The organism is Stenotrophomonas sp. ASS1 (assembly GCF_004346925.1).
Lineage (GTDB): Bacteria > Pseudomonadota > Gammaproteobacteria > Xanthomonadales > Xanthomonadaceae > Stenotrophomonas > Stenotrophomonas maltophilia_A.
This window is the reverse complement of sequence record NZ_CP031167.1, coordinates 535,761-558,089: the sequence shown is the minus strand read 5'-3', so window position 1 is coordinate 558,089 and position 22,329 is coordinate 535,761. Positions and strand designations below refer to the sequence as shown.

The window sequence follows — 22,329 nt, the reverse complement described above, 5'->3', positions numbered from 1 at the left end:
AGCTAGAATCGGAGTCCCACCCCCGAACCGGTTGCTGCTCCAGGACCGGACGTTCTCTCCGTTATTGAAGGACCCCGTACCAGATGAAAATCCTCGTCGCGTACAAGCGCGTGGTGGACTACAACGTCCGCATTCAGGTCAAGCCGGACGGTTCCGGCGTGGTCACCGACGGCGTCAAGCTGTCCCCCAACCCCTTCGATGAAATCGCCTTGGAAGAAGCCCTGCGCCTGCGCGACAAGGGCATCGCCAGCGAAGTCGTGGTCGCCACCATCGCTCCGGCCGACGCCCAGGCGCACCTGCGCAACGGCCTGGCCATGGGCGCAAACCGTGCCATCCACGTCGTCACCGACCAGGCCATCCAGCCGCTGACCGCGTCGCGCACCCTGCTCAAGCTGATCGAAAAGGAACAGCCGGACCTGGTGATCCTTGGCAAGCAGGCCATTGATGACGACGCCAACCAGACCGGCCAGATGCTGGCCACACTCTGGGGCCGCCCGCAGGCGACCTTCGCCAGCAAGCTCGAAATTGCCGATGGCAAGGCCACGGTGACCCGTGAAGTCGACGCCGGCCTGGAAACGCTGGAAGTGGATCTGCCGGCCGTGGTCACCACCGATCTGCGCCTGAACGAGCCGCGCTTCATCAAGCTGCCGGACATCATGAAGGCCAAGGCCAAGCCGCTGGAGACCCTGCAGCTGGCCGACCTCGGCGTTGAAGCCGCCGACACCTTCAAGACCACCCAGTACGCCGCGCCGTCCAAGCGCAGCAAGGGTGTGATGGTCAAGGACGCGGCCGAACTGGTTGCCGCACTCAAGCAGAAGGGGTTGCTGTAATGAGCAGGATTCTCGTCATCGCCGAGCACCACGACGGCAAGCTCAATGCCGCCACCGCCAAGACCGTCAGCGCCGCCGCCGCCATCAGCGGTGCCAGCATCGACGTGCTGGTGCTGGCCGCCGATCCGGCCGCTGTCGCCGCTGAAGCCGCGAAGATCGCTGGGGTCGCCAAGGTCCTGACCGTCGCCAACGCTGCCAACGCGCAGGCCATCGCCCAGGTGCTGGCGCCGCAGATCGCACAGCTGGCCAAGGGCTACACCCACGTATTCGGCCCGTCGACCACCTTCGGCAAGGACCTGATGCCGTGCGTGGCCGCCCTGCTCGGCGTCAACCAGGTCTCCGACCTGATGAGCGTTGAAGGCAGCCACACCTTCAAGCGCCCGATCTACGCCGGCAACGCGATCATCACCGTGGAAGCCCCGGCCGACCAGATCGTGGTCGCCACCGTGCGTGCCGCCTCGTGGCCGGAAGCTGCCCAAGGTGGCAATGCCGCCGTTGAAGCAGCCAGCGTCGACGCTGCCCTGCCGACCCATACCCGCTTCGTCGGCCTGGCCGCCGGTGCCAGCGACCGTCCGGACCTGCAGAGCGCCAAGCGCGTGGTTTCGGGTGGCCGTGGCGTCGGTTCGGAAGAGAACTTCAAGGTCATCTTCCAGCTGGCCGACAAGCTCGGTGCCGCCGTCGGCGCCTCGCGCGCCGCGGTTGATGCCGGCTACGTTCCCAGTGACCTGCAGGTCGGCCAGACCGGCAAGATCATCGCGCCGGAACTGTATGTAGCCGTCGGCATCAGTGGTGCGATCCAGCACCTGACCGGCATCAAGGATGCCGGCACGATCGTCGCGATCAACAAGGACGGCGATGCGCCGATCTTCGAGATTGCCGATATCGGCCTGGTGGGGGATCTGTTTGCGATCCTGCCAGAGCTGGAAAAGGCGCTGTAAGGTACGTTGTGAAATAGTAGGCTTTGCTGCATCGGCCGCCTAGTGCGGCCGATGCTCTTCCCGCTCCGGCTATTGGACCCCTTACCAGCGTGTCTCCGCAACCGTCAAAGCCCATGTCAAAGACCGTCCAGAATCAGGCACCGTCTCGGGATTTCTCATTCGTCCCGGACGTATCCGTGGTCATTCCGGTCTACGGATGCTCAAGCTGCCTGGAAGAGCTGACCCAAAGGGTCCTGGCTGCGGTCAAGAATGAGAGCAGAACAGTCGAAATCATCTTCGTCGACGACAACAGCCCAGACCAGGCATGGGAACGCATCCTGGAGTTGTCTCAACTCCACGCCGAAGTACGAGGGCTCAAGCTTTCACGGAATTTTGGGCAACACGCAGCGATAAGCGCTGGAATCGCACGAGCACGAGGCAGGTCCATGATTGTGATGGACTGTGACCTGCAGGACATACCTGAAGAGATTCCCACGCTTCTGGCAGGCCTTAAGGACGATGTCGAGATCGTCCTCGGACAACGCATCGAACGTCAGGACACCTGGTTCAAGCAGGCTGGCTCGCGCGCTTTCTACCGTACTTTGGGCTGGTTGACCGATACCAACTACGATCCGAGCACTGCCAACTTCGGCGCCTACAGCCGCAAAGTCATCGACGCGATGAATGCGATGCCGGAAACGGACAGATTCCTTCCTCTGCTTGCCAGATGGACGGGGTTTCGGACGGTCCGTACCCCCGTTGTGCACGGGGAGCGTACCGAAGGCAAGAGCAGTTACACGCTCAGCAAGCTGTTGCAGATGGCGACCCGCATCGCCCTTTCATTCTCGGACAAACCGCTGAGATTGGTAATGTCCGCTTCGTTCGCACTCGCCGGCGTGGGCCTCTGCGTTGCGGCGTTCGCCGTGTACCGCTATCTGATGGGCGATATTCGAGTTGCGGGATTCACCAGTATCCTTGCTTCGGTCTGGCTGGTGGGAAGCTTCCTCATGGCAAGCATCGGGGTGGTCGGCCTTTACGTCGGTCGTATGCACAACGAAACCAAGAGACGTCCGCAGTACCTGATCTGGTATGACTCCTGGAGCAACGACAATGCCTGAACAGTCCTTGCTCAACTACTCGACCCTGGACTCGAACCGATTTGCCATCCACGTCGAGCGTACGAGTATCGAATCCGACGCGCCCGTCGAGTCTGTAGTCGAGGCTATTCTGGCCTCGCCTGCTGACCTGATCATTGCGCGCTTTCCTGCAGGCGACTGCGCGATTCCCAATGCGTTGCTGCAACGGGGAGAAGCGATGATTCATGCAGACACGCTTGCCTACTATGAAGCGCGGCTGCCAGCTTCTGCGGGAAACGCGGCTCCCAATGTTCGCCGCGCGCAACTGAGCGACCTTGAGGCAATTCGCGTCATCGCCTCCGCAGCCTTTCAAGACTACCGCGCCCATTATGCGGCCAATCCACTATTGCCCGCCGCACAGATTCTGGACGGATACATAGAGTGGGCCCAAAGCCGTGCCGACCCGACCGACACAACCAGCGATACCTGGCTGGTGTTCGATGGCGACGTTGCCGCTGGTTTCGCTACCTGCGATGTGCATGACGGCAGCGTGGAGATCGTGCTCAACGCAGTTCATCCGGCGTTCGCGAGACGAGGTCACTACGGCACGCTGTTGCGTCACCTGCTGCACCACTACGCAGGAGCGGGGTTGGCGCGCCTGAGTATCTCCACCCAGATATGGAACTACACCGTGCAGAGACAATGGGCGCGTGCCGGTCTGTTTCTGGCGAGAGCTTACGATACGTTTCATATCGACCGCCGCCTGGCTGCACAGCGGAGCAAGCCGTGAACTCCACAACCCCCTTCTTCCCCTGGTTCATGGTCGCCGCAACGATTCTGCTGACCAGCTATGGTCAGCTCGTCATCAAATGGCAGGCGAGTTCGTACCAGGCAACGACGACCGGACTGCTAGGGAAACTCCCTCCTGTCATCCAGTTACTCTTGCAGCCCTGGGTGATTTCTGCGTTTGTCGCGGCGTTCGCTGCATCCCTTTGCTGGATGCTGGCGGTTTCGCGACTGGAACTTAGTCGTGCCTATCCATTCATGGCACTGAACTTCCTGATCGTCTGCGTTGCGGCCATTCCGCTGTTTGGCGAAGCTTTTACCCTATCAAAGGCGGTCGGCCTGGCGACCGTTGTCGCCGGCCTGATCATCATCAGCCAAGGCTGATATCAACTGCTCACACCAAAGAGACCTCATGATTCCGTTCAATCGCCCGTTCATGACCGGCAAGGAACTTCCCATGATCGGCCAGGCGCACGCCAATGGCCATCTTTCGGGAGACGGTCCGTTTACGAAGAAGTGCCACCAGTGGTTGCGAGAACGCACAGGCGCTGCGAGTGCCCTGCTCACCCACTCGTGCACCGCAGCACTTGAAATGGCCGCTCTTCTGCTGGACCTTGAACCCGGCGATGAAGTGATCATGCCCTCATTCACGTTCGTGTCGACGGCCAATGCCTTCGCACTGCGTGGTGCGGTACCAGTATTCGTCGACATACGGAGCGACACTCTCAACATCGACGAAGCTCTGATCGAAGCCGCCATCACTCCCCGCACGCGAGCAATCTGTGTCGTCCATTACGCCGGCGTCGCCTGCGAAATGGATACCATCACCGAAATCGCTCAACGGCACGGCGTGGCTGTTGTGGAAGATGCGGCCCAAGGAATCATGTCCAGTTACAAGGGGCGCGCATTGGGAACAATTGGCGAGCTCGGGGCGTTTAGTTTCCACGAGACCAAAAATGTCATTTCCGGCGAAGGCGGCGCTCTACTGTGCCGTGACGCCGAGTTCGGCGAGCGTGCGGAAATCATCCGTGAGAAGGGCACAAACCGGAGTCGCTTCTTCCGCGGTCAAGTCGACAAATACACTTGGGTCGACGTTGGCTCCTCCTATCTTCCCGGGGAGATCATCGCAGCATTCTTGAATGCCCAACTGAATGAAGCCGAGGACATTACGTCTCGACGCCTCGCGATATGGGACCGCTATCATGCATGGGCAGCGCCACATGAGGCAGCGGGTGCGCTACGTCGCCCGATAGTTCCGGAAGAATGTGTCCACAACGCACACATGTACTACTTGCTTCTTCCCAATCTGGAAGCACGTACGAAATTCATTTCCAGCATGAAGGAAAACGGAGTGCAGACGGTATTTCACTACATCCCCCTACATTCTTCGCCTGCGGGAGAGCAGCTCGGCCGCACATCTGGCAATCTTGATGTTACGGACGACATCAGCAACAGACTGGTCCGTCTTCCGCTGTGGCTGGATCTTGAGGAGCAACTCGACCTTGTAACTGAGGCGGCGGAACAAGCAATGCAGGTCACTCAGTGATCCATCCTCCTTCTCTGCCTAGCAGCGAAAGCGGCCTGCTTCTCCAAAGAAGCTTCTGGCTGCTCTTTCTCACCGCCCTTGTTGGCAACCTGCTAAGCAAAGGCGCAACGCTACTTCCGGGAATGGCGCCCGACGACTACGCCTTTGCCTTCCAAGGTGACGCTGCGGGAAACCTGGAGAACTTTGTCTCTCAGGGAAGGGTGGTGCTGTCCCTACTTACCCAAAGCGTGGACGTAACCGGACTTTCGCTTACCGGCATCTCGTTCTTCACGTCATTGCTTGCATTCAGCTCGATCTCACTGGCAATTGCAGCGGCCGTTTCGCTAACCCGTGTCAGTGAGCGCAACGGTTTTGTCCATTACGCCGCAGCCGTTTTCGCAGCAACCCATCCTTACCTGACCTCGTACTTCCTGTTCCGCATGAGTGCGATCACACATGCGTTCGTCTATCTGTCCCTGTTCTTCGCCCTACTCGTTCTGACAACCCAATTGAAGACAGGCATAAAGTTCACGCTGAGTTTGCTTGTGTTGGTCATCTGTAGCCACGCCAACCAAGCGATTCTAATCCTGTATGCCCTCGCGGCCGGGGCATGGGCAATCAACTTGATGTGCGAGGTCAAGCAGCGGAACGGCGAATGGCCCCAAGCTCTGTACGGCATCGTCTTTGTTCTGGCGGCGCTGCTCCTAAGCACCACCGTTTACCTTTTAACAAGCAGCGTCCTACGAAGCATCCTGGGCGTAGGTGCATCGGAAACCTATACACCTCATCTTCAGGGTGGAGTGATCAACACACTCCACTCCGGACTAAGCTTGGCTTACGGAATACTGCTTCGAGGCGAGCCGATCATGGCCTTGTGGCTCAAGATTCTTTTGGGTGTTGTATTGCTATCGATGTTCTTGTTCTGCTTAGCCCGCGACTGGTTCAGAGCACTCTCGGCAGCGCTCTTTCTAGCCGCCGGTCTGCTAGCGACAGTAAGCCCGCTTGCTCTTTCCTGGGGGGGGCATGTACCCCGCACCTTTTCGCCGGTGGGCCTCTGCTTTGCTCTCTTCATCTGCATGGTCTGGGCAGGAATTCGCCCCCCCTTTGGCAAGTTGCTATTGATTCCATTGACTCCACTTGTGCTCGCCTTCTGCGCCATCGGGTCAACTCTGTTCTACCAGCAGTTACTTGTAACACAATGGGATCAACGAACCGCTAACGCAATCTACGCGCGCGCATTGGAGTTTGACGACATTCCGCGCCTCCAGATTGCGGCAGGATGGCCCGCCCACACCAGAACCCAATCCATGACAGGCGAAGGCATCAATGAATCCGCCTTCCTCTATGATTGGTCACTGCCCGGACTGTTTGCCGTGTCGACGGGGGAAAAATTGGATATCCGTGGAACAAAAAAAGAGATGTGCAACGGGATCGCCGCATGGCCGTCGCAAGCATCGGTGTCAAAGCAAGCAGACGGCAGCATCCTCGTCTGCATGATTCAATAGTCACAGCAATCTTGGACTTTCACCGTTCAGTGCAATCTGCAACCCTAGAATTTGCAGAACTTTCCAGGTATATATAAAGATGAATATCCTTGTAACTGGCGGCCTTGGCTTTATTGGCTCCCATACTTGCGTCGATCTACTAGCGCGCGGGAGCGAGGTAACCATCCTCGACAACCTGGACAATAGCCAGAAGGGAACGCTGAAGGCGATCGAAGAGATCACAGGAAAACTACCTGCATTCATCGAGGGTGATGTCCGCGACGGCTCCACTCTTCGTACTGTCCTGCGGGATCACCAGATCGACGCAGTAATCCATTTCGCCGCGCTCAAGTCAGTCGGCGAATCTTGGAAACGCCCGCTTGATTATTTCGACAACAACATCTCGGGAACAATTACGCTCCTGCAGGCGATGGAGGACACTGGTGTACGAAACTTTGTCTTCAGTTCTTCTGCAACGGTTTATGGTGACCCGGACTTCTGCCCGATACCCGAATCAGCAGTGACCCGAACGACCAATCCGTACGGCCGAACCAAACTCATCTGCGAACAGTTGCTAGCTGACAAGGCGGCTTCTGATCCGAAATTCCAAGTAGCCACGCTTCGTTACTTCAATCCCGTAGGCGCACATCCATCCGGCCTCATAGGCGAAGCTCCGACTGGAACGCCCAATAACCTGATGCCGTATGTTTCCCAGGTTGCCTTCGGGCAGCGCGAGTACCTTCAAGTATTCGGCGACGACTACGAAACACATGACGGCACCGGCGTGCGTGATTACATCCATGTCATGGATCTCGCAGCAGCCCATGTGCGCGCGCTGGACTACATCACGGAAATGAATCAGAGTCTTACAGTCAATCTTGGTACAGGCAAGGGATACAGCGTCTTGGACGTCGTTGCCGCGTTTGAACGCGCAAGCGGCCGAAGCGTACCGTTCCGTGTCGTGGCGCGGCGGCCTGGAGATGCAGCCAGTTGCTTTGCCGACCCATCCCTCGCTCACTGCCTTTTGGGCTGGACCGCGGAGCGGAGCTTGGACCAGATGTGTGTTGATGCATGGCGCTGGCAGGTTCACAACGACCGGGGTACAGCCTGATTTGCGGGAGCGTTCCAATGAAGCCTGAGGTCTCGGCAGTCATCACATTCCACAGGGAAGGTCTCCTGGCGCACAAGTCCCTGCTGTCATTGCTCCGTTGCAAGCTTGCCGCAGCGGAGCACGGTATTTCGGTGGAAGTCGTCGCCACCCTTGACCACGCCGACGCTGAAACGACACGCGTGATCACCTGGCATCACCATACCGGTTTGATCGATAAAGTACTGGAGCTGGAGTGCGGTGATCTGGGGGTTTCGCGGAACAAGGCAATTGAATCTGTAGCGGGCCACTGGGTCCTGATATGTGATGGTGATGACTATCTTTCTGCGGACTTTGTCATCCGCTGCTTGGAAACCGCAGCAGGAAACGAGAACTCCATTATTCACCCCGAGTTGATTGTTACTTTCGATGCTGAGCAGGGCATTTGGTGGCAAACAGGAAGCGACGCCTACGGCTTTGACCCTGACTGCATGCTGGTAACCAACCCTTGGAATGCATGCAGCTTCGCTGCCAAGAGTATTTATCTCCAGACCCCATATACCCTCTCCCGCCCAGGCGAATCAGGATTCGGCTTCGAAGACTGGCATTGGAACTGCCAGACACTCTCGCTAGGCCACCCCCACCTGATCGCGGAACGGACCGTGCATTATGTACGCAAGAAGAAAGTCGGCTCATTGAACCAAGCGCACGCCAGCAACCGCGCGCTGATCGCCCCCACCCAGTTGTTCGCCCCCCGTCCATGATTTCACGATCCTTTGCCCGTCGGGCCTATCACCTGCTGGACCGACAGCTGCTCTCCCGGCTACCCGATCACATCCAGCGCAAGCTGATCTCGCAACTCCTGAGCCTGGGCAAGCGTATCCATCCATCGGCGAAATGGCCAGTCTCGGCAGACCATGTACTGGATCGCAGGAGCCTACGCGAACCCGTGGCAGCGCTTCGGACGCTGCCCCAGTGGGCGGTTGAAGACATGGAGAGTCTCTCACTGCGGGTAGATCCACTGCTATCGCCCGGCGAGTTCCTGAGCTCGCACCCGCAGGCGCGCTACGCACCCACCCATTGGACACAGGCGGGCAAGGCCTATCAGCGAATCCTGGATCTGATTGGAAGCCGACGTTTCGACACCATTCTATTCGTACCATGGTTGAAGCGTGGCGGGGCAGATCTGGCTGCGCTGTACCATGCCAGACTCTGCAGTGGTGAGCTGGGGCATCGAACATTGGTCCTTGCCACTGAAGATGGAGACTCCCCTTGGGCAGATCGCTTGCCGAGAACTTCACTGTACATTGATGCGGGCAAAGAATTTCGCGGACTAAGCACTGCAATGGAAGAGCGGGAAATCGTTCTTGCGCGATTGATTCTTCAGCTGGCACCATCCCGGATCCATATCATCAACTCCCATTCCGCATGGAGAATGCTGGAGCGATTTGGACTAGCTATTCGCCAAAGAACCCGTATCTTCGCTTCACTCTACTGCGATGAGTTGGCAGAAAGCGGCCGCGCACAGGGCCTCGCACAGCAGCACCTCCCGACCACTTCCCAATGGCTGGACGCAGTCATCACTGACAACAGCGCCTCGCCCGAAAGCTGGTGTCAGCAGCTTGGTATTCGCCGTGACCTTTTTCGGGTTGTGCACTTCCCCGCTCCCTCGATGGACAATGCGCCAAGCTTCACGCTGCAACCAGGCAAGCGCGTCCTGTGGGCAAGCCGTCTTGAGCGGCAGAAGCGACCTGATCTTCTGGTTGAAATCGCTACCATGCTCAAGGATGTCCACTGGGACGTTCATGGAACCGCGCTGTCGGCGGACGATCCGCATCTGGCTGCGCTCATCCGACTGGACAACGTAACCCTGCATGGTCCATTTGACCGCTTTCAAGATATCGTTCTGCCGCAGCATCGGGCTTACGTCTATACGACCGCCTGGGACGGCCTTCCCAACGTTCTGCTGGAGGCCGCAGCCGCAGGCCTCCCGATCGTAGCGCCCGATGTTGGCGGCATCAGAGATCTTGTACCCGCGCAATCGCTGCTGGGCACTCGCGCTGCCGCACTGGATTACGTGAAGGACATTGAGCGGTTGTCGGATAACCACGTCCGTCAGCAACGTCTTTGCATACAGAACCTGCAGGTCGCAACATTCACTTGGGAGGCGTTCGCGCGGGATATGTGCAAAATCGAGGGTTATGCGGACGCCTGAGACCAAGTGCGGCTAAGCCACCATCAACGCCTGCGCAAGCCCCTCAGCCAACTCCCTAAGCGAGATTTCATGCTTTGGGGAACCGGCATTCGCATCCCTGCAAGACGTAGGATTTCGAACAGACCCACGTCGCCCGCCGCATCAAATCGTCGCGTTCTGGCGAATCGATTGGCGACCCGAAGCGGCGACGTCCAACGCCACGAGCGGCTTGCCATCATTTCCTTTAGCAAGTTGGTGGCCGCTTGGGCCCGCTCCATATGATAGACGCGTGCATCATGCTCGGATTCAGCCTGCTTTCGGTATCGCCCGGCGTCGAAGCCCACCTCGGTCAGCCGCTCATTGCAGGCCAACAACCGATCCTCGATTTCGAACCGCTGCTCCTGCGCGTAATCCCGGACGGCACCTAGGGAGCCGACACGCGCTCCCGCCGACAGAGCGTCGTCAAACAGTAGTTTAAGCTGATCAGTGGCTTCTGCTGCGGCAACCTTGGCCTCATGCAATTGCAGATCCAAGGACTCGCAGCGTTCATTGGTGCTCTGCAATTGCAGGGACAGCTCATCGCGCTCCCGCTCCACTTCCCGAAGCGTTAGGCTTACTTGGTCGAATCTGGTTTCCACCTCTTCGAGCCGTTCAAACATGGCCTGCTTCTCAGTAGCCAGCGACGTCCGACTCTCAGATAATGCTTCTCTCTCCTCCAGCAGCTGACTGACCGTCTTCCAACTATCGCCAAGCCGCGCTTCAAGGCGGGGTTCGCCTTTGAAATGGAATACTCTCCCCTCACCGGAAGCCGGATCCCACGTGACGCTATTCTGAGCGCGACCCGCAGCATCAACCACGGCATCTAGTTTGGCATGCCATTGAGCACGCGCGTCGAGATTCTCTCCATGGTCGACGCATGGCAGAGTTTCCAAGAACGATTCGAAGTCACCCTCCACTCCCAATGAACGGCGCTTCTGGTCATAGTAGCTGTTGCTGCCACGCAACCAGCAGGGAATGCCATTGAGCTGCAGCCACATGGTGACGTGGTAAGAGCAGGAGTAGCCGAATTCACCCTGGAGTACACGCGGCGACCATTTCCCGGAAGGAGCCAGAATTGCCTCGACCAGCAATGCCGTCTGCACACTGGCGAAAGGGAAAGCCCGCTCAAGCCGCTTGACGGTCTCAAGCGAATCAACCACTTCTTCACGGCCGTCCTGGAATGCTTGGAAGAGAACCGCCTGCTTCGACGAGCCCACTCGCTGCGTCACAAGCGAAAGGTGCTGGGTCATTTCCAGCAGCGCAGTGTCATTGCCGGTGTATCCGGAGGAGTTCAGATGTAGGAATGCACCAGCACCTCGACGTATCTGGAACAGTCTGGACAGCGACAGAAGTTGCTCAACCGCATCGTCGAAGGAGAACTCGGCAGCAGCGCCATGCTCCTGAACGTTGCGCAGCGAGTCGCGATCACGCACACCGACCAAAGCGGGCTTGTAATTGGCGATGTGCTCGACGACCCGACCTGAATAGCCAGCGGCCACCTGCTGCCCGGAAATAACGTAGATGGCACTGGGAAGCTTCTGAAGCAGGCTTTCGGCAATATCTAGGGAGAAGTCCCCCCACATTTCATTGAGGAAGCCCCCACCGTAAAGATGAAGCATTGCAACATTGTTGACGACAAGCACCTGCTGAAGGCCCAACCTGGTCAAATCGTCAGCCCGGAGAGGTTGAGAGGCGACAAACATCAACGCATTGACTCTGTAGATCTTCCTGAGTGCGTCGACCGCGACAAACCTGGAGATCGCCTCCAACGCGAAGATCGAAACCAGCTCCAAAGCCGAGGTGTCCCGCAGGCGAGACAGAGCTCCAACGTGCTGGAGCACATCGCCGAAATTGCCGTAGCCAAAGTCGCTGCCAAGCATCAGCGCCTTGGAGCGACCAGAACGCAGAACATCAATACTCTCTGCGTCAGCGTAAAAGAACATTGTTGACATCAAGAAGCCTTGCGGGAGTTCAAACGAGCGAGTTCAAGGACCCCGGCTACTCTTTGGGAGAATAGAGCTGGTCCATGCTGGGTCAGAACCAGTTCACGCGCCCGAAGCCCAGCCTGAAGCGTGGCACTCCAATCGCCATATGTATCCTTCACAGCATCCACGTATGCGAGGACAAGCGATTCCTCATCAGCTCCGCTCACCAATTTGCCAGTGACGCCATTGATGACAGCCTCACGAATCCCACCAACATCCGGTGCGATCGCAGGCAATCCAGCGCCCAGCATTTCGAGCAGGATGTTCGGGAGACCATCAAAGTCACTTGTATAGATGAATGCATCGTACTTTTCGAGAGGCAAATCCGACACGGCTGAGAACCCCCCTCGATAGCGGACATTCTTGCCACCGTTGAAAATCATCTTTGCGTCCACGCCCGGATCTGCCGAACCATACGCATCAATTTCCACCTCGATACCTGCATCGCTCAGGGCACTCGCAATTTGAGCCAACCGCTCCGGCCGCTTTTGCGGGTCTACCCGTGAAGCCCAAAGGAGGCGCTTGGTGGGGATACGCTGCGACTCAACCGCTCGCGGCGTGTCGCATTCCGCATAGACCACCTCGTAACTGGGAAGCGGCCCAAGGAAACGCTGATCTTCGGACAGGGTTGCCTGACAGTCTGTCACGACTTTCCAGAATCCTCGAAGGTGCTTTCTCATCACCTCGATTCCCCAAGGCCCGCGCCGCATCTTCCCGCCCCAACTATACGTTCCGTCGCAGAACCGGTAGTACACAATGCGGAAGCTGGCGCTCATGACCGGGGCGAAGGAATCCAGAAGGCGGTGGGCAAAACCCGACGATTTCACATGTAGACGGGCGCGAACGGAGGAAACCGCCAACAATGCGCGGATGAGCAATGCATCGCGATCGCCCGCATCAAGCGAGGGGAAGGCATTGCAAATGTCGATGAACACGCTTCCGGAAGGGAGGCGTGCCACCCACTCATGCCGAGGTACGGATTCGCCCGCTACAACCAGGAAACGCGAATCGGGCTCCTGCGCTGAAATCTCGTCCAAAATCTGCAGAATGTACTTCTCCCCCCCTCCTGGCCGCAGCCATGGCAACAGCACGATGTCAGTGAAGGGCCCATCTCCAATCATTCGATAAAGGCTCTCCAGCTGCATTCCCCAATGCGCCGGGCTCCAAGGCATGGGGCTGTAGCTGCCCGCTGTCTCGACCCTGTACGGCTCGATTTCCGGCTCCAGCTCGATGGCGTCATTCAGGTATCCCATCATCTTCGGCGATGAGGTGAACAACTGCGTGTTGTCCGCCAAGAGTATTTCCTGGCGCTCTCGGCAGAGCCTGGCCCAGTCCCCCGCGCGCGAACGCTGCATGTCGCCCAAGAAAGTCCTGCGATCAAACAATGGACCGTGAGGAATCAGGCGCGAGGAAGCGGCGTCAGCCTGCCTCAGCAGACTGCCATTGCGCTGGCGGTAGAAGATGACTGTCTCCGGCGCGACAACCATATCGTAGCCATCTGCACGCAGATTGCAGTTGAAATCCCAATCTTCGTAGGCGAATCCCGATGCGACGCGCAAGTCGCCGTAACGAAGTCTGTCAAAGGCGGCCCTTGGCACAAAGATTCGAGAAATGTAGGGATGCTGAAACGCAAAATCCCCCGCAGTGAGGTACCTTGAATCAAAGTAGCGAACATTGTGGTAGCGGTCACCGAATGCGCAGAGGTATTCGATGAAGACGACCACCTTGGGGTTGGGGTGTCTCCGGGCGGTCTGCAGCAGGGCAACGATCGAGTTGGATGACACGATGTCATCAGAATCGGAGGTCCAGATGTATTCGCCGGTCGCACGCTCGATTCCCGCATTTCGAGCTAGACCAAGTGAGCCTACATCCACTTCCAACGTCTCGATGCGATCAAACCCTCCCATAGGCTGCGCATTAAACGCGTCCCGGGTAGCATCATCCGTGCGGTCAAATACCGCAATGAGCTCCACGGAGATACCTGCAGCCCGGGCCTCGCGAGCGCACGCGTCAAGCGAGAGCAACGTTGGTGTCAGAAGAAGAGCTTCACGGTGCAAGTTCAAAACTACGCTGACTTCCATACGATTCACTTGCATTCCACCTTGAATGGCATTCTGAACTTGAACCACATGGGTTCATCTTTGTCTGTCCGCACATCAAAGACCGCGGCCAGTTCGTCGGCATATATGACGACGTTATCGCTGCGGTCCCAATGGCTGACCTGATTGATGCGAATGGCAATGGAGTAGGATTGCCCTCCTCTCAGCAAATTCGCCCCTCTGAATCTGACCTGCAACAGCTGCCCCGCACATACCTCTACTCCCTTACGGAAGCTGTTAAAGATACTCTCGCCCGTCAATTCCTGGCCGAACTGGTCCTTGATGAGGAATCCGATGCTGACGTTCTTCAATGCCTTGTAGAACTTGACATCGATGGCCAATGTAAGCTCGTCGCGCTGTTCAATCTGGTCTGTTGGTTGTCCGTCCGTATTCAGGATCTGGACTGCCTGAACGTTGAGCACAGTGCGGTCTGTGACCTGCTCGGCGTCGATCATGTCATCCCCTGCCTGGTCGGCCGGCCCAGACGTAGTAGGGGTGGCCATTGCTACGCTGCCAGGCTCGTCATGGATCCCCCCCTGGCTCGCTTCCAAGATGAGTCGGTTGTGCTCGACGAACACGTCATTCATGTAGGCATTGGTCACCTCGGTGACATTTCCCTGCATCTTGAGGGTGCCACCATCGATCCAGATGGCGTAATCACAGAGTGCCCGCACTGCGTCGATGGAGTGACTGACGAAGAGCACGGTGCAACCGCTTTCCATGAGCTTGCGCATTCGCGCCATGCTCTTGTGCTGGAACCAGGCGTCACCAACGCTGAGCGTCTCATCAACAATGAGGATGTCTGGATCGACATGGATGGCTACAGAAAATGCCAGTCGCGCGAACATGCCGCTCGAATAGGTCTTGACCGGCTGGCTGACATGATCGCCGATGTCGGCAAAGCTGATGATCTTGTCCAGCTTGCCGTCAACTTCCTTGCGGGTCAGGCCCAGCAGCTGGGCGTTCATGTAGATGTTTTCGATACCCGTGAACTCGGGATTGAACCCCGAGCCGAGCTCCAGCAGAGCCGAGACGCGACCAGCGACCCTGGCCTCGCCGGACGTCGCCGCCAAGGTACCGCAGATGATCTGCAGCAGCGTCGATTTGCCCGCGCCGTTCTTGCCAAGGATGCCGTACACCTGCCCCTTGGGAATCTTGAACGACACATCACGAAGAGCCCAGAACTCCCGGTAGAAACGCCGCTCGTCATTGCCCAGCAGCATCTGCATCAACCGGTCGCGGGGCTTGTCGTAAATCTGGTAGCACTTGCTGAGGCTCTCGACCTCAATGGCGTTTTCAGATGACATCGGCAAAACCCTTTCTGGTCTTCTGGAACCATGCAAAGCCCAGTACCGCGACCGCAATGGAAACACCCAGCATCTTCAGCCACATGCCCCAATGCATACTGCCGTGCCAGATGAGGAGCTCGCGGGACTGTTCAATGAAGTAAGTGATCGGACTGATGTACAGATAGGGCCGAAATTCCTCAGGCATCGCAACTGCCGGGAAGAACACGGGCGACATGAACATGAGCGCGGTCGTGACGACCACGATCACCTGGCCAACGTCACGCAGGTAGACCCCCAGCGACGCAAGGAACCATGACACGCCAACACACAGGATCAACAAGGGCACCATCACGATCGGCAACCAAAGCGCTTGGACCGAGGGGATACCAAACAGGATCAGGTAGAACAGCACCCAGACCACCATGCTGATGGCAAAGTGGAACAGCGCCGCACCCAACGACACCACTGGAAGAATCTCCAGGGGGAAGATCACCTTTTTCACGTAGTTCGCATTGGACAGGATGAGCGACGGCGCCCGATTGATGCATTCAGAGAACAGTCCGAAGATCATCATGCCCACGAACAGAACCACCGCGAACTCAGTTTTGGAGCCAGATCCTCCAGCCCAACGCGCACGAAACACGACACTGAAGACAAAGGTGTACACAACCAGCATGAGCACAGGGGTAAAGAACGACCACAAGAGCCCCATGACCGATCCACGATAGCGCCCGATCACTTCCCGCTTCACCATCTCCAGGATCAGCGTTCGGTAGTGGAAGATGGAGCGCAGCGCCGTCGTCGGCGCCATGCTCATCGCTTGATTTGAATTGAACATGCTTGGACTTCCTGGATTCATGGCTTGCCTGCCCCTTTGGGTGGACAGTCGATAGAGCGCTGGGGCACGACCTCGGTCAGCCGCCCAGCGCCCGTTCCAGATCCACCTGCAGATCCCCCAACTCTTCAACACCCACGCTCAGCCTTACCAGCGCATCGCTGATACCCAGCTGCTCCCGCCGCGCAACCGGGATCGAGGCATGCGTCATCACCGCCGGGTGGTTGACCAGGCTTTCCACGCCGCCCAGCGACTCGGCCAGAGTGAACAGTTCGGTCTTCTCGCAGAAGCGCTTGGCCGCCTCGAACCCGCCCTTGAGCACGATCGAGACGATGCCGCCGTAGCCGGCCATCTGCTTGCCGGCCAGCTCATGCTGCGGGTGAGACGGCAGGCCCGGGTAGATCACTTTTTCCACGGCCGGGTGCTTCTCCAGCCACTGTGCCAGGGCCAGCGCATTGGCGCAGTGCGCCTTCATGCGCAGCGGCAGGGTCTTCAGGCCACGCAGGGCCAGGAAGCTGTCGAACGGGCCCTGCACACCACCCACCGAGTTCTGCAGGAAGGCCATCTGCTCGGCCAGTTCGGCGTTGTCGCCGACCACGACCATGCCGCCGACCATGTCCGAGTGGCCATTGAGATACTTGGTGGCCGAATGCAGGACCAGGTCAGCGCCCAGCTCCAGCGGGCGCTGCAGCATCGGCGAGGCGAAGGTGTTGTCGACGACGACGATCAGGCCATGGCGCTTGGCGATGGCAGCGACCGCAGCGATGTCGACGATCTTCAGCATCGGGTTGGTCGGGGTCTCGATCCACACCATCTTCGTCTTCGGCGTGATGGAGGCTTCAAACGCCGCCAGATCGGTCAGGTCGACGAAGCTGAAGTCCAGCCCGGCGGTGCGGCGACGCACGCGCTCGAAGAGACGGAAGCTGCCGCCGTAGATATCGTCCATTGCCACCACATGGCTGCCGGCGTCCAGCAGCTCGATCACGGTCGAGCTGGCCGCCATGCCCGAAGCGAAGGCAAAGCCGCGGGTGCCGCCTTCCAGCGACGCCACGCAACGCTCATAGGCGAAGCGGGTCGGGTTGTGGGTGCGCGAGTACTCGAAGCCCTGATGCTCGCCCGGGCTGGACTGGGCGTAGGTCGAGGTGGCGTAGATCGGCGGCATCACCGCGCCGGTGCTGGGGTCGGGCGACTGGCCACCGTGGATGGCCAGGGTAGCCAGGGCCAGGGCGCGATCCTGGGAAGTTGCGTTGGACATGTTCTTTCCTGAGGGGCGCCGACGCACGGCGCCATCGAAGGTGCGGAAGTCTACCAGCGCGGCCTTAACGACCTTTGACGCGGATAAACCAGGATTCAGCGGTGAACGTCGGCGATCAGCGGCTTACTGCACGCGACGGCGCAGATAGTTCAGCAGATCGATACGGGTGATCAGGCCCAGGAAAGTGTCGCCGTCCATCACGATCGCCACCTGGCCGCGGTCGAACACCGGCAGCAGCGCCTCGATCGGCGACTTCACGTCCAGCCGGTCCAGCTTGCTGACCATCGCGGTGGCGACGGTGTCGCGGAAGCGTGCCTCATCGCCATACACGTGCAGCAGCACGTCGCTTTCGTCGACGATGCCGACCAGCTGCTCGCCGTCCATCACCGGCAGCTGCGACACGTCGTACAGCTTCATGCGCTGGTAGGCAGTGGTCAGCAGGTCGTTCGGACCGATCACCACGGTGTCGCGCTGGCCGTAAGGGCGCAGGATCAGGTCGCGCAGGTCGCCGTGCTGCGGGCGCTGCAGGAAACCGTTGTCCAGCATCCAGTAGTCGTTGTACATCTTCGACAGGTACTTGTTGCCGGTATCCGGCACCAGCACCAGCACCTTCTTCGGCGTGGTCTGCTCCTTGCAGTACTTCAGGCCGGCGGCCAGCAGGGTGCCGGTGGACGAGCCACCCAGGATGCCTTCCTTGCCCAGCAGTTCGCGTGCGGTGTGGAAGCTCTCGGCGTCGCTGATGGCATAAGCCTTCTTGACGCGGCTGAAATCGGAGATCGACGGCAGGAAGTCCTCGCCGATGCCTTCCACCAGCCAGCTGCCCGACTTGTCGTTCAGATTGCCGTCGTTGATGTACTCGGCCAGGATCGAGCCGACCGGGTCGGCCAGCACCAGCTCGGTCTTCGGCGACAGCTTGGCGAAGGCGCGCGACAGGCCGGTCATGGTGCCGGAGCTGCCGCAGCCGAACACGATGGCATCGAGGTCGCCGCCCATCTGCTCGAGGATTTCCGGGCCGGTACCGAATTCATGCGCGGCCGGATTGTCCGGGTTGCCGAACTGGTTGATGAAGTAGGCGCCCGGGGTCTGCTCGGCGATGGTCTTGGCCAGGTCCTGGTAGTACTCCGGATGGCCCTTGGCCACGTCCGAGCGCGTCAGGCGCACTTCGGCGCCCATCGCCTTCAGATTGAAGATCTTTTCCCGGCTCATCTTGTCGGGAACGACCAGAATGAGCTTATAGCCCTTCTGCTGGGCCACCAGCGCCAGGCCCAGGCCGGTGTTGCCAGCCGTGCCCTCGACCAGGGTGGCACCGGGCTTCAGGTCGCCGCGCTTTTCCGCCGCCTCGATCATCGACAGGCCGATGCGATCCTTGATCGATCCGCCCGGGTTGGCGCTCTCCAGCTTCAGGTAGAGCTCGCAGACGCCGGTGTCCAGGCGCTGGGCCTTGACGATCGGGGTCTGGCCGATGAGTTCGAGGACGGAAGAATGGATGGGCATTCGGAGGACTTTCGGTTCGCGCCGCACAGGGCCGGACCGATGATTATCCGACGGATGGCGATGAAAGTCAGGTCGGCAGGGCCGCAGCCTGTCCACCGTAAAAAAGAGATGCGGACGGCCCCGGATCGACGAGGAGACCGGTACCGCCCGCATCGGTGAGCTGTGCCTGCAGGCCAAGGCACCACGGCCTGTGGTGCCTTGGCGCGGCCGCCTCATCGGCGGTGCCGCGATGCCGGGGCAGGAGCGCCCGGCGGGGCCATCGATGGCCGGGTCACGCCGTTCCGGGCGTGACGGGGTGCGTCAAAGCGTGGGGGACGTCATTGGGAGCGGTGTTTCGTACATTCGCAGAAGTCGTTGCTTGGCCAGCAGCTTCTCGCGCTTCATGCGACCCAGGGTGACATCATCGATCGGGAGTACACCCAACTCCGCGTCCATGCACTTCTTGTTCAACTTGCGGTGCTGGTCATGGAGTGCCCTGAACTCCGGATCACGCGCGCGACGGGCGTCGATCTCGCTCTGGGGCTGATCTTCAAACATGATGGACCTCCTTCGACAGATACACGAACGCCCCGGCCGCAAGGCACGGGGCGTTGTTCATGGAGGAGCGCCGGTCGATGGCCACCTGGACGCCTGCAACGACCTGCGGCACTGGCCTGCGCACGTCGATCTGCTGCGGTTCGCGCCCTGTTTGCATCGGCCCGGCCCTCCCATCGTCCGGTCCGCGGCATTGCGTCCCGGACGATTGACCCTACGCCTGCTCAAGGCGGGGTACAAGACCCCTGCGGCAAAAAGACCGAACCCCGCCGGGGCGGGGTTCAGGCTGAATGCTCATCGCAACGAAAAACAAACAATATCAAGCAATTACGGGGCGATGATGACCTCGGCCGAGCGTGCCCGGGTGGACGCCGCCTTCTTGCCGCTGAGCTGGATCCGGTTGCTCGCGACACCCGCCGCCACCAGGGCATCGCGCAGGGCCTCGGCACGCTTCTGACCGACCCCGTTGGCGCTGTCATAGGCCTCGATGCGCAGGCGGCCCTTCTTGCCGATGTTCAGGTACTCGGCCAGCGCCTTGGCCTGGTTGCGGGCCCCACCGGACAGGCTGGCGGCGCCAGCGGCGAATGCGTCACCATTGAAGGTGAAGACCTCACCACGGCCATCGAACTTCGAGCCCGGCAGCTTCTGCCCGGATACCAGCTCGGCTTCCTCGCGGGCCAGCTTGGCGGCGTTCTGCTGGGCGGCGCTGAGGCGCTGCTGCTGCTTGCCGGCCACGCTGGTCAGAGCATTCTCGGCATCCTGGCGGGCCAGGGTCTCGGCCTCGGCGGCCTGGCGCAGGCGCTCAGCCTCCTCGGCCTGCATCTGCGCCTGCATGCGCAGCTGCTCGGCCTCCTGGCGGGCACGGGCGGCATCGCGGCGGCTGGCCTCGATCAGCAGATCACTGCGGGTGCGCTCGAGGCGATCGACCTCACGCGCGGCCAGTGCGGCACGCACGGCAGTCTCGGCAATCTCCACCCGGCGCTCGGCCAGGTAGGTGGCCAGCTCCTGGTCGCGGCGCTTGGCCTTGTCCAGGGTGGCGATGGCCTGCTGGGCCTGCATGCGCTCGAAGGCGCCCAGCTCAGCCGTGTCGGGATTGGCCTGGATGGCCATCAGACGCTGGCTCAGCTGCGCCACCATCGGGTTGTCGGCGGCCAGGGCCAGGGTCGGCAGCGCCAGCAGCGCAGCCAGGGTTGTGGCAGTCATCGGCTTCACCGGCGGTCCTCCCCGGTGGACAGCTGGCGCTGCAGCTGGTTGACCTCGTTGCGGCGCAGCTGCAGCTGCGCGGTGACGGTGGCTTCCTCGCTGCGGGCGCGGGCCAGGTCGGCATCGGCAGCGGCGCGCAGGGCGATCGCCGGGGCGTTCTTGCGCTCGCGGCGGTCGCCGGCAGCACGCTGGGCTTGTTCCAGCCCCTGCCGGGCCAGCCCGATCAGGTCCGGGGCGTACTGGTCGGCGTCGGCCTGGGTGGCCTTGTCGACCGCCTGCCGGGCCTGGGCCAGTTCCAGTGCGCCGTCCTGCGCCCAGGCGGGGGCAGACAGTGCGAATGCAAACGCCATCACATACAGGCCATGGCGCATTCGTGCGAAGCTAAGTCGTTTCATTGGGGAGGCCGTACCGGTTGTCGGTTCACGGCCATTGTCGTCAAGCCGACACCGTGCTGGCAACGGGCGTCGGCCGTTTCGTTGGGGAAAATTCGCAATGGATATCGGCTACTTCCTGAAGCTGATGACCGAAAAGAACGCTTCGGACATGTTCCTGACCACCGGGGCACCGGTCTACATCAAGATCGAGGGGAAGCTTTATCCGCTGGGCAACACCGGCCTGCCGCCGGGCATGGTCAAGAAGATCGCCTACTCACTGATGGACGAAGGCCAGGTGCCGCAGTTCGAGCGCGAGCTGGAGCTCAACATGGCCATCGCCCTGCCCGATGCCGGGCGCTTCCGCGTCAACGTGTTCAAGCAGCGCGGCGAAGTGGGCATGGTCATCCGCGCCATCCGCAGCCGCATCCCGAGCATCGAGGAGCTGAACCTGCCGCAGGTGCTGAAGGACGTCATCATGACCCCGCGCGGGCTGGTGCTGGTGGTGGGGTCCACCGGTTCCGGCAAGTCCACCTCGCTGGCGTCGATGATCGACCACCGCAACAGCACCACCACCGGTCACATCCTCACCATCGAGGACCCGATCGAGTACCTGCACAAGCACAAGATGTCGATCGTCAACCAGCGCGAGGTCGGGCTGGACACCCATGCCTTCCACAACGCGCTGAAGAACGCGATGCGTGAAGCGCCGGACGTGATCCTGATCGGCGAGATCCTGGATGCGGAAACGATGGAGGCGGCGATCGCCTTCGCCGAAACCGGCCACCTGTGCCTGGCCACCCTGCACTCCAACAACGCCGACCAGACCATCGAGCGCATCCTCAACTTCTTCCCGGAAAGCGCGCACAAGAACGTGCTGATGAACCTGGCGCTGAACCTGCGTGCGGTGATCAGCCAGCGCCTGGTGAAGAACAAGGAGGGCCGTCGCCTGCCGGCCACCGAGGTGCTGATCAACACGCCGATGATCCGTGACCTGCTGCGTCGCGGCCAGGTGCACGAGATCAAGGCGGCGATGGAAGGCTCGCTGGAGGAAGGCATGGAGAGTTTCGACCAGTGCCTGTTCCGTCTGGCCAAGGCTGGCATCATCGAGCAGGAGGAAGCGCTGCGCGCGGCCGACTCGCGCGATGGCCTGGCCCTGAAGTTCCGCCTGTCCGAAGGCAGCAGCGGCGAGCACGACCCGTATGCGGATTTCTCGGCCGGGCAGCCAAGCATCACCCACGGCTTCTGACCGCACGAAAAAGGGGACGGAGGGGATTAAGTCGTAAGTGCATTTACGACTTAATCCCCTCCGTCCCCTTTTCCTGA

General features: G+C 60.0%; 20 protein-coding genes. 11 read left to right on the top strand and 9 right to left on the bottom strand.

From position 1 onward, the window contains the following. The first annotated feature begins 83 nt into the window (after positions 1 to 83). The 10 genes from MG068_RS02575 (at position 84) to MG068_RS02530 (ending at position 9,920) form a co-directional block, all read left to right on the top strand. Positions 84 to 830 (top strand): electron transfer flavoprotein subunit beta/FixA family protein, encoded by a 747-nt coding sequence (locus tag MG068_RS02575; protein WP_012509979.1) that lies wholly within the window; start codon positions 84 to 86, stop codon positions 828 to 830. Then, positions 830 to 1,768: an electron transfer flavoprotein subunit alpha/FixB family protein gene (locus MG068_RS02570; RefSeq protein ID WP_132809124.1), complete on the top strand. Its 939-nt coding sequence runs from the start codon at positions 830 to 832 to the stop codon at positions 1,766 to 1,768. Before MG068_RS02575 ends, MG068_RS02570 begins: the two co-directional genes overlap by 1 nt. Positions 1,769 to 1,881: 113 nt before the next feature. After that, positions 1,882 to 2,865, top strand: coding sequence for a glycosyltransferase family 2 protein (locus MG068_RS02565; protein WP_132809122.1), 984 nt, complete (start codon positions 1,882 to 1,884; stop codon positions 2,863 to 2,865). Continuing rightward, on the top strand, positions 2,858 to 3,613 hold the full coding sequence (locus MG068_RS02560) for a GNAT family N-acetyltransferase (protein ID WP_132809120.1): 756 nt from the start codon (positions 2,858 to 2,860) through the stop codon (positions 3,611 to 3,613). The genes MG068_RS02565 and MG068_RS02560 overlap by 8 nt, the downstream gene beginning before the upstream one ends. Continuing rightward, the gene (locus MG068_RS02555; protein WP_240792111.1) at positions 3,610 to 3,993 is read left to right on the top strand and encodes a DMT family transporter; all 384 of its coding nucleotides are present in this window, start codon (positions 3,610 to 3,612) and stop codon (positions 3,991 to 3,993) included. The genes MG068_RS02560 and MG068_RS02555 overlap by 4 nt, the downstream gene beginning before the upstream one ends. A 28-nt stretch (positions 3,994 to 4,021) precedes the next feature. After that, positions 4,022 to 5,155: a dTDP-4-amino-4,6-dideoxygalactose transaminase gene (gene rffA, locus MG068_RS02550; RefSeq protein ID WP_132809118.1), complete on the top strand. Its 1,134-nt coding sequence runs from the start codon at positions 4,022 to 4,024 to the stop codon at positions 5,153 to 5,155. Beyond that, positions 5,152 to 6,639 carry a hypothetical protein gene (locus MG068_RS02545; protein WP_132809117.1) on the top strand — a complete coding sequence of 496 codons (1,488 nt, stop codon included), beginning with the start codon at positions 5,152 to 5,154 and terminating at the stop codon, positions 6,637 to 6,639. The genes rffA and MG068_RS02545 overlap by 4 nt, the downstream gene beginning before the upstream one ends. Positions 6,640 to 6,718: 79 nt before the next feature. Continuing rightward, complete coding sequence (galE, locus tag MG068_RS02540) at positions 6,719 to 7,729, top strand: UDP-glucose 4-epimerase GalE (protein WP_132809115.1); 1,011 nt, start codon at positions 6,719 to 6,721, stop codon at positions 7,727 to 7,729. Positions 7,730 to 7,746: 17 nt separating this feature from the next. Further along, the gene (locus MG068_RS02535; RefSeq protein WP_165929920.1) at positions 7,747 to 8,469 is read left to right on the top strand and encodes a glycosyltransferase family 2 protein; all 723 of its coding nucleotides are present in this window, start codon (positions 7,747 to 7,749) and stop codon (positions 8,467 to 8,469) included. Continuing rightward, entirely contained in the window at positions 8,466 to 9,920 is a 1,455-nt protein-coding gene (locus MG068_RS02530; protein ID WP_165929919.1) for a glycosyltransferase family 4 protein, read from the top strand. Before MG068_RS02535 ends, MG068_RS02530 begins: the two co-directional genes overlap by 4 nt. Before the next feature lie 23 nt (positions 9,921 to 9,943). On the opposite strand, the gene MG068_RS02525 is transcribed toward MG068_RS02530, so the two are convergent. The 9 genes from MG068_RS02525 to MG068_RS02485 form a co-directional block, all read right to left on the bottom strand. Continuing rightward, positions 9,944 to 11,881, bottom strand: a complete 1,938-nt coding sequence (locus MG068_RS02525; protein WP_132809109.1) for a hypothetical protein — start codon at positions 11,879 to 11,881, stop codon at positions 9,944 to 9,946. A gap of 8 nt (positions 11,882 to 11,889) precedes the next feature. Beyond that, positions 11,890 to 14,004 (bottom strand): glycosyltransferase, encoded by a 2,115-nt coding sequence (locus tag MG068_RS02520; RefSeq protein ID WP_240792137.1) that lies wholly within the window; start codon positions 14,002 to 14,004, stop codon positions 11,890 to 11,892. Positions 14,005 to 14,009: 5 nt separating this feature from the next. Next, positions 14,010 to 15,329: an ABC transporter ATP-binding protein gene (locus MG068_RS02515; protein ID WP_132809105.1), complete on the bottom strand. Its 1,320-nt coding sequence runs from the start codon at positions 15,327 to 15,329 to the stop codon at positions 14,010 to 14,012. After that, positions 15,319 to 16,149 carry an ABC transporter permease gene (locus MG068_RS02510; RefSeq protein ID WP_240792110.1) on the bottom strand — a complete coding sequence of 277 codons (831 nt, stop codon included), beginning with the start codon at positions 16,147 to 16,149 and terminating at the stop codon, positions 15,319 to 15,321. Before MG068_RS02510 ends, MG068_RS02515 begins: the two co-directional genes overlap by 11 nt. Before the next feature lie 76 nt (positions 16,150 to 16,225). Continuing rightward, positions 16,226 to 17,401: a cystathionine gamma-synthase gene (locus MG068_RS02505; RefSeq protein WP_132809103.1), complete on the bottom strand. Its 1,176-nt coding sequence runs from the start codon at positions 17,399 to 17,401 to the stop codon at positions 16,226 to 16,228. 123 nt (positions 17,402 to 17,524) lie between these two features. After that, positions 17,525 to 18,895, bottom strand: coding sequence for a pyridoxal-phosphate dependent enzyme (locus MG068_RS02500; RefSeq protein WP_032127973.1), 1,371 nt, complete (start codon positions 18,893 to 18,895; stop codon positions 17,525 to 17,527). Between the two features lie 300 nt (positions 18,896 to 19,195). Then, positions 19,196 to 19,432 carry an HP1242/YdcH family protein gene (locus tag MG068_RS02495; protein WP_004154075.1) on the bottom strand — a complete coding sequence of 79 codons (237 nt, stop codon included), beginning with the start codon at positions 19,430 to 19,432 and terminating at the stop codon, positions 19,196 to 19,198. 324 nt (positions 19,433 to 19,756) lie between these two features. Next, positions 19,757 to 20,641, bottom strand: a complete 885-nt coding sequence (locus MG068_RS02490; RefSeq protein ID WP_132809102.1) for an OmpA family protein — start codon at positions 20,639 to 20,641, stop codon at positions 19,757 to 19,759. Continuing rightward, positions 20,638 to 21,003, bottom strand: a complete 366-nt coding sequence (locus MG068_RS02485; RefSeq protein WP_049398394.1) for a DUF4398 domain-containing protein — start codon at positions 21,001 to 21,003, stop codon at positions 20,638 to 20,640. The genes MG068_RS02490 and MG068_RS02485 overlap by 4 nt, the downstream gene beginning before the upstream one ends. Positions 21,004 to 21,124: 121 nt before the next feature. Between MG068_RS02485 and MG068_RS02480 the strand changes: the two genes are divergently transcribed. Next, positions 21,125 to 22,252 (top strand): PilT/PilU family type 4a pilus ATPase, encoded by a 1,128-nt coding sequence (locus MG068_RS02480; protein ID WP_032127971.1) that lies wholly within the window; start codon positions 21,125 to 21,127, stop codon positions 22,250 to 22,252. Positions 22,253 to 22,329 lie beyond the last annotated feature (77 nt).